Raw genomic sequence first — 12,182 nt, forward strand, 5'->3', positions numbered from 1 at the left:
CTGAATTTCTTCAGGTGAATTAAACCTTACAGAAAAAGCCTTTGCTGAAGTTTCGATAGCCCTAACGAATAAGGGCTATCTACCGAGTTAATATTTAAATACATATTTAGTTAGCTTGATATGCATCTTGAAAAGGTTTTTAACGCGTTCAGCCCAGTCGATTCATACACACCTGCTGAACAAAGGCCAAAAAAGAGCTCACCTTTGGCAATTTTTGTCGATGTTGTGGGTAGAGCGCATACAGATCCACCGGTGGCATCTCCCATTCAGGAAATACTGGCACCAATAAATCCGCAGCTACTTCTTGTTGGCACATATAGTCGGGGAGAATTGCGATTCCACAGCCATCAATCAGCATCTGCTTTAGCATCAAGAAGTCATCGACTCTCACTCTCGGCTCGATCATTATCTCTCGAACATCAGTTCCATTCGTTAAATTCAACCTGCCGCCATACTGTGCACTGCTCATAATTAGAAACTCGCAATCGGCCAAAGATTCTAACTCGGCATTCAGATTCTGACGCTCTATGTAATTTGGGCTAGTGTATAAACGACGCCGAATTTTCCCTAATTTCTTGGCTATCAACCGAGAATCAACCAACTCTCCCACACGGATAACCAGATCGTAGCCCTCCTCGATCAAATCCACTCTTTTGTTAGATAGAGTTAACTCCAACTCAATATCAGGATGGGCCTGTAGAAACTCACCCAGCACATCTTTCAATATCGCATGGCCTACACCAACAGAGACACCCACTCGCAGCCTACCACATTCCTTACTCACTAAACTGCCGACCTTACTTTCTGCTAGATCGACTTCATGCTGTATTCGGCGGCAGTGTTGCAAGTAGGTACTGCCGGCTTCAGTCAAGCTTTGTGTGCGGGTGGTTCGCTCTAGCAGAGTGACTCCCAGAGCATGTTCCAGCTTGGCAATTTTCCGGCTGAGATTTGCCTTAGGCAAATTAAGCCGTTCCGCAGCTGAGGTAAAACTACCTGCATCCACTACTGCCATGAAAAGCAGCATGTCGTTCAAATCAACGTTACGACCCATCCTATGAAACCTGCAAAGCTTTATTGTTGTTAAAAATGGAATAATGATTACGAAAAATAACTATATATCAAACAAAAAGGGATATCTAGAATGACTCCATCGACTACAGCAACAGACAAACCACCCGGAGAAAAAAATGGAAATTTTAGCCCGAGACACACTGGAGTTAGGCGGCTTCGCAGGTATTACTGAACATCGACTGGTGACTGATAGCCGCGTATTTGGTGCTCGCAAAAAAGCAGAGGCTTTTGAAGGACTGGGCAATATGGTGTATTTGGCTGATGCGCGCTACTTACCCCAGGGCTCATCGGGTATGCATCCGCACAGTGAAATCGATGTTATCTCTATCATTGTCGAGGGTCGGGTCAGCCATGAGGGATCTTTAGAACACGGCAAGGATTTAGCTGCAGGTGAAGTTCAGGTACAACGTGCGGGGGGAGAGGGTTTCTCTCACAATGAAATTAATCCAGACAAACAACAAAACAGAATGCTACAAGTCTGGGCGCTGCCAGAGAAAGCTGGCCAGCCTGCGGGGTATAAAACCTACAAACCGGCATTAAATGGCACCACTCGTATTTATGGAGGTATTGACGAGAAAGGCAGTACTTTTGATAGCAGCACTTTAATGGACATTGCACACTTAAAAACAGATGAACAATTATCTTTAAATGAAACTCACTTAATCTATGTGATTGGTGGAAGTGCAAAAGTAACCTCAGGACACATCACAGAGCAGGTAAAGGAGGGCGACTTAATCCGAGGGGATAACTTAACTCTCACCAGTACAGCGGCGTTACACTTGCTTCTTGTGAGCCATAACAATTAGATCCTCAGTTACAGAAATATCATTCAAAACTAGACGACTTACTGAGAATGACCTTTCTACCATTAGTTAGAATGTGAGCTACATCCATTTTGATGAAGGCGCCCAAATCAAAACCAAGCCTCCACAAAATTCTTTTGAAAGAAATTAAACCTAGACCTAAAAACAGTAAACTCAATTTAATGAAAACATCTCACATCAGCATCCAGTAGCTCTTGAGATTAAGAGCTACTGCCCCAAAAAAATCAAATAAATAGACCCACAATAAGACACATCTACCCACCCCTATTTTCGATTCAATAAAGCTAAATATAGCCTTTAGCAGGCTGCAAGGATATACCTCCCTACATTCAAAGCCTGACCTCACCATACATTTAATAAAAATCAATTTTTTATATCACTATTTCTACACAGCACCGTAACAACCCCTACCTATGCTACGCCATGCAATTTTTATCTGGGAAAATCATAATGAAAAAACTACTTATCATGGCGGCCCTATCCACTTCGATTCAGGCTGCTCCGCTAACAAACTATCAAGTTATTGATGGCGATACAGTTCACGGTTACGTCGATAATGAGTATGTAAAAATACGCTTGAATTGCATTGATGCCCCTGAGACCAACCCCAGTACCCAATCGTATGGCCCCGAAGCCACTCAAACCCTAAGCGACCTATTGTCATTTGGTTCAGTTGATTTTGAATCTACAGGGAAAGACATCTATGGTCGGGAAACTGGGTACCTGCATGTGAATGGGTACAACATCAATCAAGAAATGGTAATACGGGGAGCTGCCTGGAATTATGAATACTATTGCGGCAGCGAGTTTGAACTCGAGCAGGAATTTGCTTACTACTACGGCCTTGGGTTGTGGTCGAACACTGATGCTATAGACCCCTACTGTTTCCGTAAGAACTTGGACTACGATTACTGCTACTACAATCCAGAGAACAACTTAATTTTAGATAACTAGATCAAACGCAATAGAAATCAGAATAATACAGCATAAAATAACTTGGCGATCTGACTTTAGGGCAACGGCAGCACTTCAGATCACCAAGTTAAGCATAACTACTGAAAATAAATCTAATCAATCTCAAGTTGAGCCATTCTATTTCTTGCTGTTTCATTATCAGGATTAATTAACAATGATTTTCTATAGCAATCTATAGCAAGCTCTTTCTTACCCTTTACCATATAAGCTTCAGCCAAGCTATCCCAGGTCTTATATGAACCTGGATAAAACTGTGTATTCAATTCGAAAAACTCTATTGCCTTATCAACATCTATGCCAAACTGATCATTATAGAGACGATCATAGCCAAAGAAACTAATAACATCTTCCCTCAACATGAACGTTCCTCCGAGCTTTCTTGAAAACTGTTCGAAGTGATTTTTAACATTCACTGCGGGGCGAAATCTAGCTTGATCATCGATCATATAACCATCAAAAATTGATCGAAGCCCTCTATAAAAGCTAATAACGGGCATGGTATGATGATTTTCTTCTGTCCCATAGGTTACTGAATCTACGTACAGCCCTTTCTTGGGCTTCTCATTTAGCAGCCTAATAAATTCTGCAACATAGTTTTCATCAGGATATACACCTTCCACTCTCTCTGAAGTAGCGATAAACAGCCTGCGCTTCTCAGTTGATTTACCTTGTAGGAATTCAGAATACCGCTTTAACATAATCTGCTCATCCCACCACATACTTGGATCAATAGCGATATACGCATTAAAGTCTTCAGGCGATGAATATAAGCTATGGATAACAGGTAAACCTGTAAATGAGTAACCTGCAAGAATTTGATACCCGGATGTCGGATATTCCGCGTTTATCTCTGGGATAAGCTCTTCTCTTAAAAACTCAAGAAATTGATCAGCGCCCCCTGTATTGGATAGCGCCTGATTTTTACGTCCACCATATTCAGTTAGCGATCGAGTAGGTGAACTATCTCTTACACGCTCTTGACTTACGATACCTACAACAATCATTTCAGGAATTACTGGAGCGGCATCAGAACTCAGCTGCCGAACCATACCCGTGAAGACATGAAAGAAACTATTAAAATCTGCATCAAGTAAATAAAGAACCGGATAATCTTTATACCCACCTTCTTTAAAGGATGTGGGAAGAGAAATCCAATACTCCCTTCTCTCTTCGAGAGTTTGCGAGACAATAACCTTGCGCTCACCAATAGTTAACTCATTGGATTGAGCAGTCAAACTCCAAACTGCGGCAATTAAAATTGCTATAAATTTGCCTTTCATAGGACCACTCCATCTTTCCACCAGCTAACCATTTAACCCACTAATAATTTAATAATCATAAGAGAAAGAAAGGCATACACCGCGTTCTGGACTCAATGAGAATGAAGAATTCACGATGTGTTTAGAATGCAGCTTAGTCTTTCCCTCTGCCCAAAAAGTAAGTAGTTAAACTGCGATATATACTCAACCAATCATTTGGACCTTTTAGGCATTAGTCCAAAATATTTCCTGCTTTGCGAAGGGATCCTTGTAAGAATCCTGGCTGACCTGGGTTAAACCAAGCCTTTGCATGGACATTTCAGCTACATGTCTATTAAATGCTGAGATATGCCCTCCATTTAAATAGTGGTCAATATCTACCCAGGAAGCATGCTTAATTTCTTCCGTATCTGTTATTACAATATCCCGATTTAAGGCGCTCAATTCACATACGAAGTAGATATCCGTATAGCCTAAATTCGTAGGAAATCGGGTAGCAAATCCTAGTACTGAGGAAAACTCGCAGGACACACCGGTCTCCTCATAAACCTCACGAATCACCGCATCGGCTATCTTTTCACCCAGATCAACGGTTCCTCCAGGCAGCTTCGGGCTCGATGCTGCACTGTGGCCCTGGACACAGAGCAGTTGCCCATCAAGAAGTACGAATCCCCCAACTCCCACCGTATGGGTTGGGTAGAAGGGAACATATGCATCTTCCTGAAGCTTAAGAACCAGCCTTGTAGCAGAATCCCGACAGCTATGAAATGTAAAACCATGCTTTAGGCATATCGGGATAAACCGGGTAAGTGCATCTCGGAGATCTATCCATATCAACTTTCGGCTGTTAACTCTGGATACTTCTATAATGGCTACCAGTTCAACCAAGAACTGATTTTCCGTACCAGAAAAATTCTCAAGATCCAAAGTAACGCAATTAAAGGAATCAACTGTATGATGAAACACAAGCAACCTATTCAACACCTAAATGATTTCAATACCATAAACGATATAGCCGACACTGAATCAATCATTCGTTCATTGATGTAAAGCCAACTTAGAATCCACAATAATAGCTCTGTGCCATTATTTGATAAGATACATCCCTTCAGTGTCTGGACGGCTCAATTCAAATCCAAATTTTCTATAAAGCTCGGGAACATCTGCCATCAACGTAATATATGCTGAATGAAGGGCTTCTCGATCCAGGTAAGCCATAATGTGCTCCATGATCTGACGCCCCAGGCCAATACCTTGGAATTTTGGATCGACAGCAACATCCACTATCTCAAAATTAAGTGCGCCATCCCCCACTACCCGCCCCATAGCGACAGTTTCAGATTGTCTTTTTATATGGATACCATACAAACTATTTGGAAGGCCTTTTTCCGCTGCTTCACGGCTTCTGGGGGTTAAGCCTGTTATCTCTCGCAGTTTGAGGAAATCCTCGGTAGAAGCTACTTTCTCAATAATTGTGTACATACCTTGCCGAATAAAATAAACAAATAAATAGTACCGCTAAGCCTACCTAGTACCCAGCGACAACCCAATCGTTATAGGAAGGTACTTAAACTGGAACTTCCTGGATCTCTGTCACCACTTCAGCTTTCACGGAGTTCGCAATAAAACACTGTTTGTGGGAAAGGTGATGTATTTTTTCTAACTGCTCGCGACTGGGTTGTTTTTCACCGGAGAAGCGCACTGAAGGACGCAGGGTAACTTTAGTCATAGCAATTCGGCCATCCTTATCGGCCCCCATAATTCCTATAGCTTCATCGCAATATTCATCAACCACAAACCCTCGCTTGGCTGCAATCGATAGAAAAAACAACATATGGCAGCTGGACAGAGCCGCTACAAAAGCTTCTTCTGGATCAACGTTTTCAACTACTGAATAGGGAATGGGTACAACATGGGGGGAAGAGGAGGCTGGGATAGATGCCCCACCATCAAATTGCCAGGTGTGGGCTCGACTGTATTGATTATCGGTGAAAATCTGCTCGTCGCGTTTCCAGGTCACCGTTGAAGTATACTCTGACAAGACTTATCTCCCTTTAGACGACACCCCTAGTCTTGGAGAAAAGGGGCTAAATTGGGATGCTCACCAGCCCTAAGATTACCAAGAACCGGTGAGTGCTATTTCAAATGGTCCATCGCCTCCCGAAGCCGGATATAGGCGCCACAAGAAATACTAGTTAAGCGGCATCCACCTGCTCATCGGTGCGAGCAGCCATGATAAAGTCATTTTTGTGCAGGCCCTTAGCCTCGTGACTCCACCAGGTAACCGTAACCTTACCCCATTCAGTCAGCAGTGCGGGGTGATGCCCCACCTCTTCAGCAATCGCGCCGACACGGTTGGTAAACGCCAGAGCCTGCTTGAAGTTACGAAACTTAAACACGCGTTCCAGCTGCATAATTCCGTCACGGGTCATCGGCGTCCAGTCAGGGATCTGCCGCAGCAGTCCTGGCAGTTCGTCATCACTCACCAGCGGCGCATCGGCACGACAGGCTTCACATTGTTGTTGAGCTAGTTCGGTCATGAATCGGTCCTCAAAACCTTGTTTATTATCGGCTCAATTGGGCCGGCCTCACTCTACCCGCCCCCCCTTAACGAAACAAGTACAGGGCTCAAAAACGCATTTTATCCGGTTTTACCATCACAAAATGGAACCGCATGCTAAAAATATTGGACGATCTATAGCCACCGCAGCCTTGGGTCGACATCGGCAGATTAACGTGAGGATTGTCATGAAAGCACACCTCAGTCTATTACTACTTCTAGTATCTCTAGGAGCCTGTGAGCGCCAGCAAGTGGATAGAGAGCGCCTTCCTCCACCAGAGAAGGTTATCCTGGAGGAAATGCGCTCCGAGACAAACCTGGCATTCGAGCAGCTCTGTCAGCAATTTATACACGGCCTATGGAATCTATTCCCATCCTGGGCGCTCAGTGAGGGCTACTATGAAGTAGCCAAAGAGCTTCAGGTGCCCGATAAGAGTTATCGTGAATTTGTATTGGACTTTGCTCAAATCTATGAACGCAAATTTGCAGCCTTGGATAAAAGCCAGCTCAATATCAATTCACGCAGTAATCTCGCTCTTATAGAAAATTTTCTGCATCGACTGCAATGGCAATATACCCGCTTTAAGTCATACCAATGGGACCCATCCATATATAATGTTTCCCATTCTTTTGCCCTGATCCTAAACACCGACTATGCGCCACTTCTAAAGCGCCTACATACCGTTAGCACTCGTATGCTGCAAGTGCCCGAGTACTATCAGGCCGCTAAGGCAGCTATCTATCGTCCGGCAGCGCCACAGCTTGAATTAGCAATTCAACAGAGTACAGGCTCACTGGAAGTCTTTGGCGAAGAGCTGGAAAAAACGGTTAAAGAAAGTCAGATGCCTGCGGACGCAAAGGAGATTTTCCTACGGCGAATGCACGATTCTCGCTTAGCGATACAAAGCTATATCCACTTCCTACAAAACTTGCAAAAGAAATTGACTAAATCCGGAAAATTCCGTGATTTTCGTATCGGTGAAAAACTCTACGAAGAAAAATTCCAGTTTGATATCAATATTGGAATGAGCGCTGCTGAACTATACCAGCGCGCCATCATAGAGAAGCAGGTAACCCACGATAAAATGACCAAGCTTGCCGATCAACTCTGGCCAAAATACTTTCCTTCTGATTCCCCACCCAACGAGCCACTGGCAAAAATTGAAAAGCTGCTGAACAAGCTTTCCCAATATCATGCCACCAAAGACACTTTCAAGAAAAAAGTAGAGCAACAGATCCCGGAGCTGGCAGAGTTTGTGACCGAAAAAAACCTGTTAAGCCTGGACAAGGAAAAGCCACTGGTAGTTCGAACAACTCCAGCCTATATGCAAGGCTTTGCTGTAGCTTCCATTAATGCGCCTGGCCCCTACCATAAAAATGCAAATACCTATTACAACGTGATGCCCATAGAGACCTACTCCGATCAACGGGCGGAGAGCTTACTGCGAGAATACAACGACTATATCCTGCAGATACTCAATATCCATGAAGCGATTCCCGGGCACTACACCCAACTGGTTTACGCCAACCAGTCCCCCAGTATCCTGAAAACTATTCTCGGCAATACTGCCATGATCGAAGGCTGGGCCGTCTATGCGGAACGCATGATGCTGGATGCTGGTTACGGTAATTTTTCCCCCGAGCTGTGGCTGATGTACTACAAGTGGAACTTGCGCACTATCACTAATACCATTTTGGATTATGAGGTACAGGTAAAGGGTATCAGCCAAGCAGAGGCGATGAAGTTAATGGTCAGGGATGCCTTTCAGCAACAGGCTGAAGCAGAGGGTAAATGGCGCAGGGCGACCTTAAGCCAAGTGCAGCTCACCAGCTATTTTGCTGGCTTTACAGATATTTTGGCCCTGCGCGAGGAAATCAAAAAGAAAATGGGCAACAACTTTAGCCTCAAGGGGTTCCATGAGATGTTCCTGAGCTATGGCAGTGCACCAATACCAATTATTCGCGAACTGATGCTGGCGGACTTAGCTGAGCAAGGCAATAAATTCCAATAAAAAAGGCCCCTGTTGGGGCCTTTTCTTTAAATGGCGGAAGCGTTACACCTCACCTTCGGCAATCTTGGCTTTCCAGATCAGCGGGCCAGTAGTGTGTACTGACTCACCCTGACTGTCGACAGCCACAGTTACCGGCATATCTTCTACTTCGAACTCGTAAATCGCTTCCATTCCCAGCTCGGGGAAGGCGATAACTTCGGAGCCTTTAATCGCCTGGGCAACCAGATAAGCAGCGCCACCGACGGCCATAAGGTATACCGCTTTATTATCGCGGATCGCCTCAATTGCCATGGGGCCGCGTTCCGCCTTACCGATCATCCCCGCCAAGCCAGTTTCTTCCAGCATAGTGCGAGTGAATTTATCCATACGGGTAGCGGTGGTTGGACCAGCGGGACCAACAACCTCATCGCGCACCGGATCTACCGGGCCTACGTAGTAGATAAAGCGGCCGGTGAGATCCACAGGCAACTTCTCGCCTTTAGCGAGGATATCTACCATTTTCTTGTGCGCCGCATCGCGACCAGTCAGCATCTTACCGTTCAGCAGCAGGGTCTCACCGGGCTGCCAGCTTTGGATATCTTCTGCAGTAATGGTATTCAGGTTTACCCGACGGGTATTGCTGCCCGCTTCGCGGGTAATTTCCGGCCAGTCTTCCAACTTAGGCGGAGTCTGGCGCGCGGGCCCGGAGCCATCCAGGGTAAAGTGGGTGTGACGGGTAGCCGCGCAGTTGGGGATGATCGCTACAGCCTTGTTGGCAGCGTGGGTAGGATAATCCTTGATCTTCACATCCAACACAGTGGTCAGTCCACCCAGGCCCTGGGCACCGATGCCCAGTTTATTGACGGAATCATAGAGTTCCAGACGCAGCTCTTCAGCGCGGTTAGAGGCTCCGCGCTCTTGCAGCTCCTGAATGTCGATGGGGTCGAGCAGGGATTCTTTGGCCAACAGCATCGCTTTCTCAGCGGTACCGCCAATACCAATACCCAACATGCCGGGCGGACACCAGCCGGCACCCATCTGCGGAACCATCTTCAGCACCCAGTCAACCACCGAGTCAGATGGATTCAGCATGGCAAACTTGGTTTTGGCTTCACTGCCGCCGCCTTTAGCTGCCACATAAACTTCTACGGTATCACCGGGAACGATTTCATAGTGAATCACCGCCGGAGTATTGTCTCCGGTATTCTTACGAGCACCATCTGGATCTTCCAGAATAGAGGCACGCAGCACGTTGCTGGCATTTTGATAGGCCCGGCGCACACCTTCGTTAACCATATCGGTAACGCTCATGTCCGCTTCCCAACGCACATTCATGCCCACTTTCAACTTCACGGTGACAATGCCGGTATCCTGACAGATTGGGCGGTGGCCCTCGGCACACATGCGTGAGTTGATCAGGATCTGGGCCATGGCGTCCTTGGCCGCCGGGTTGACCTCTTTCTCATAAGCCTTGTTCAGGGCCTGAATGAAGTCCTGTGGGTGGTAGTAAGAAATAAATTGCAGCGCATCGGCCACGCTGCCGATCAGATCATCCTGGCGGATAGTGGTCATTGCCAACTCCGATTAACGTCTCGAGGCCGGCGATTCTACACGAAATGTAGGGTTATTGACCCAGATATTCCCAGAAATCCCATTCACCTTAAGGGAAAACGGAATAAAAAAAGGCGGACACCAGGTCCGCCTTTTTTAACTCAACCGGAAAACTACATGGATGAAGCTGTGGAATCACCGCTGGACTGCAGGGAGCGAATCGCATCGCGAAGCTGCACCAGATCCTTATTCACCGAACGGCGGTAAGCATCGATAGACTCTACAGCCTCTTCATTCGCACCGACACGCATAGTCAGGTCACTGCGCACTGAAGCCAGCTGGCGCTCCAGGCGAGCAAGCTTATCGGTCATCTCACGCTGGGAATCTGTATTGCCCTTGCGCAACTCTGCCAGCGAAGCCTCTACAGCAGCGATTTTCTTCACGCTGGACTCGAGGCCGCTGAGCTTAGTGCTGAGAGCGGCGACTTGCTTTTTGTTAGCCGCGACTGCTGTTTTATTTGCGGAGATACTCTTGCGGTTGGTGTCATAGGCAACACCCCACAATTTGCGGATCTCCGAGGAGTTTTCCTTGGCTTTTGCATTCAGTACCTCAACCGATGCCGTAGATTCCTCATCGGAGAGGCTAAAGCGCTTCTCCAGTTCAGCAATACGGTTTTCCGCATCGGCAATACGAGTCTCTGCATCACTCAACAGGGTCCGGCTGTCCTGCCATTGCTGGTACAGGAAACCCGAGGCACCCAGGCCACCCATCGCCATAATCAGGGCACATAGACCCAAGAAAGAGAAACCACCTCGGCGCTCCTCCACGATCACCTGGGGCTCTGGTGAATCACTCCTTTCTTCGCTGGTAGTGAGATCCAGTGATGGTTCAAGAGCGGCGCTGCCGCCCAATGTGGGCTCTTTGCGTTGCATGGTTCGATACACCCGATAACTGTGCTGATGAGTCCGGTACCCGCCAGTTCTATGCTGCTCTTTCCGGTACCGTATTTTCAGAAATATATGACAATAGAATCCATTCAGATTCGTCGAATTCTGCGGCAGTTATACCAAAAATTGACGAAAAAGTAAGCGGTCGTCAGTAATAATAGACGACAGTCGAATAGAGCTGACAGCAAAAGCTTCCCCCCTTGTGTTTGAGGAAATCGTCCCAAACTTCCCTAATCCATCGCGCCGGCTTAATTCTGAGATGCGGCACGTGTAGAATGCCCTCACCAATAACCCTCAGACAAAGGAAGGAAAACACCATGGCTTTCGAATTGCCTGAACTCCCCTACGCTAAGAACGCCCTGGCACCGCATATCTCCGAAGAGACTTTGGAGTACCACTACGGCAAACATCATAAAACTTACGTAGACAAGCTGAACGGCCTGCTGGAAGGCACTGCTGACGCTGACAAATCTCTGGAAGACGTGATCAAGTCCTCTTCCGGTGGTGTGTTCAACAACGCAGCCCAGGTTTGGAACCACACTTTCTACTGGAACTGCCTGAGCCCTAACGGTGGCGGCGAAGCCACTGGCGCGATTGCCGAGGCTATCAACGCAGCCTTCGGTAGCTTCGACCAGTTCAAAGAAGCATTTACCACCAGTGCTGTAAACAACTTCGGCTCCGGCTGGACCTGGCTGGTAAAAAATGCTGACGGCTCAGTCGCCATTGTAAACACTTCCAACGCAGCAACCCCGCTGACTGAAGAAGGCGTTACTCCCCTGCTGACCTGCGATGTTTGGGAACACGCTTACTATATCGACTACCGCAACCTGCGCCCGAAGTACATGGAAGCTTTCTGGGCCCTGGTGAACTGGGAGTTTGTAAACCAGAACTTCGCTTAATCCCGAAGTCACCAGAAAAAGCGGGCCATGTGCCCGCTTTTTTATTTCCTGAATACCCTCCCCTCAATCAAATTCTCCCCACTACTGGCCAAATGCTGCTCCAGT

At 46.7% G+C, this 12,182-nt stretch carries 12 protein-coding genes; 4 read left to right on the forward strand and 8 right to left on the reverse strand.

The features are described from left to right. Window positions 1-148 precede the first annotated feature (148 nt). Entirely contained in the window at window positions 149-1,051 is a 903-nt protein-coding gene (locus ACJJI5_RS18110) for a LysR family transcriptional regulator (protein WP_445354846.1), read from the reverse strand. A 136-nt stretch (window positions 1,052-1,187) separates the two neighbouring features. Here ACJJI5_RS18110 and ACJJI5_RS18115 point away from each other — a divergent pair, with 136 nt between their 5' ends. Together ACJJI5_RS18115 and ACJJI5_RS18120 are read left to right on the forward strand one after the other, a co-directional pair. Beyond that, window positions 1,188-1,877 carry a pirin family protein gene (locus ACJJI5_RS18115; protein WP_445354847.1) on the forward strand — a complete coding sequence of 230 codons (690 nt, stop codon included), beginning with the start codon at window positions 1,188-1,190 and terminating at the stop codon, window positions 1,875-1,877. 468 nt (window positions 1,878-2,345) lie between these two features. Then, window positions 2,346-2,849: a thermonuclease family protein gene (locus ACJJI5_RS18120; protein ID WP_445354848.1), complete on the forward strand. Its 504-nt coding sequence runs from the start codon at window positions 2,346-2,348 to the stop codon at window positions 2,847-2,849. A 113-nt stretch (window positions 2,850-2,962) separates the two neighbouring features. Here the strand turns inward: ACJJI5_RS18120 and ACJJI5_RS18125 are convergent, their stop codons facing one another. The 5 genes from ACJJI5_RS18125 to ACJJI5_RS18145 all read right to left on the reverse strand — a co-directional run bounded on the left by ACJJI5_RS18125 (window position 2,963) and on the right by ACJJI5_RS18145 (window position 6,669). Beyond that, on the reverse strand, window positions 2,963-4,150 hold the full coding sequence (locus ACJJI5_RS18125; RefSeq protein ID WP_445354849.1) for an alpha/beta hydrolase-fold protein: 1,188 nt from the start codon (window positions 4,148-4,150) through the stop codon (window positions 2,963-2,965). Between the two features lie 204 nt (window positions 4,151-4,354). Beyond that, a complete protein-coding gene (locus tag ACJJI5_RS18130) occupies window positions 4,355-5,095 on the reverse strand; it encodes an NUDIX domain-containing protein (protein WP_444906074.1) in 741 nt (246 codons plus the stop codon). A gap of 120 nt (window positions 5,096-5,215) precedes the next feature. After that, complete coding sequence (locus ACJJI5_RS18135) at window positions 5,216-5,611, reverse strand: GNAT family N-acetyltransferase (RefSeq protein WP_444906075.1); 396 nt, start codon at window positions 5,609-5,611, stop codon at window positions 5,216-5,218. An 85-nt stretch (window positions 5,612-5,696) separates the two neighbouring features. Beyond that, window positions 5,697-6,170, reverse strand: coding sequence for an OsmC family protein (locus ACJJI5_RS18140; RefSeq protein WP_444906076.1), 474 nt, complete (start codon window positions 6,168-6,170; stop codon window positions 5,697-5,699). 154 nt (window positions 6,171-6,324) lie between these two features. Further along, window positions 6,325-6,669: a 4a-hydroxytetrahydrobiopterin dehydratase gene (locus tag ACJJI5_RS18145; RefSeq protein ID WP_108732232.1), complete on the reverse strand. Its 345-nt coding sequence runs from the start codon at window positions 6,667-6,669 to the stop codon at window positions 6,325-6,327. A 208-nt stretch (window positions 6,670-6,877) separates the two neighbouring features. On the opposite strand from ACJJI5_RS18145, the gene ACJJI5_RS18150 reads away from it, so the two are divergent. Beyond that, complete coding sequence (locus ACJJI5_RS18150; RefSeq protein WP_445354850.1) at window positions 6,878-8,701, forward strand: DUF885 domain-containing protein; 1,824 nt, start codon at window positions 6,878-6,880, stop codon at window positions 8,699-8,701. A 42-nt stretch (window positions 8,702-8,743) separates the two neighbouring features. Here the strand turns inward: ACJJI5_RS18150 and ACJJI5_RS18155 are convergent, their stop codons facing one another. Beyond that, entirely contained in the window at window positions 8,744-10,252 is a 1,509-nt protein-coding gene (locus ACJJI5_RS18155) for a fumarate hydratase (RefSeq protein ID WP_413664798.1), read from the reverse strand. A 152-nt stretch (window positions 10,253-10,404) separates the two neighbouring features. Next, entirely contained in the window at window positions 10,405-11,163 is a 759-nt protein-coding gene (locus ACJJI5_RS18160) for a coiled-coil domain-containing protein (RefSeq protein ID WP_282931689.1), read from the reverse strand. A gap of 332 nt (window positions 11,164-11,495) precedes the next feature. Between ACJJI5_RS18160 and sodB the strand changes: the two genes are divergently transcribed. Continuing rightward, window positions 11,496-12,077 carry a superoxide dismutase [Fe] gene (gene sodB / locus ACJJI5_RS18165; protein ID WP_108732228.1) on the forward strand — a complete coding sequence of 194 codons (582 nt, stop codon included), beginning with the start codon at window positions 11,496-11,498 and terminating at the stop codon, window positions 12,075-12,077. Window positions 12,078-12,182: the final 105 nt, after the last annotated feature.

Source organism: Microbulbifer maximicatervae (SeqCode) (assembly GCF_052467955.1).

What these genes read in the sequence shown, in the direction of transcription:
- ACJJI5_RS18110 (WP_445354846.1), bottom strand. Translation starts at nt 1,051, where the DNA reads ATGGGTCGTAACGTTGATTTGAACGACATGCTGCTTTTCATGGCAGTA.
- ACJJI5_RS18115 (WP_445354847.1), top strand. Translation starts at nt 1,188, where the DNA reads ATGGAAATTTTAGCCCGAGACACACTGGAGTTAGGCGGCTTCGCAGGT.
- ACJJI5_RS18120 (WP_445354848.1), top strand. Translation starts at nt 2,346, where the DNA reads ATGAAAAAACTACTTATCATGGCGGCCCTATCCACTTCGATTCAGGCT.
- ACJJI5_RS18125 (WP_445354849.1), bottom strand. Translation starts at nt 4,150, where the DNA reads ATGAAAGGCAAATTTATAGCAATTTTAATTGCCGCAGTTTGGAGTTTG.
- ACJJI5_RS18135 (WP_444906075.1), bottom strand. Translation starts at nt 5,611, where the DNA reads ATGTACACAATTATTGAGAAAGTAGCTTCTACCGAGGATTTCCTCAAA.
- ACJJI5_RS18145 (WP_108732232.1), bottom strand. Translation starts at nt 6,669, where the DNA reads ATGACCGAACTAGCTCAACAACAATGTGAAGCCTGTCGTGCCGATGCG.
- ACJJI5_RS18150 (WP_445354850.1), top strand. Translation starts at nt 6,878, where the DNA reads ATGAAAGCACACCTCAGTCTATTACTACTTCTAGTATCTCTAGGAGCC.
- ACJJI5_RS18155 (WP_413664798.1), bottom strand. Translation starts at nt 10,252, where the DNA reads ATGACCACTATCCGCCAGGATGATCTGATCGGCAGCGTGGCCGATGCG.
- ACJJI5_RS18160 (WP_282931689.1), bottom strand. Translation starts at nt 11,163, where the DNA reads ATGCAACGCAAAGAGCCCACATTGGGCGGCAGCGCCGCTCTTGAACCA.
- sodB (WP_108732228.1), top strand. Translation starts at nt 11,496, where the DNA reads ATGGCTTTCGAATTGCCTGAACTCCCCTACGCTAAGAACGCCCTGGCA.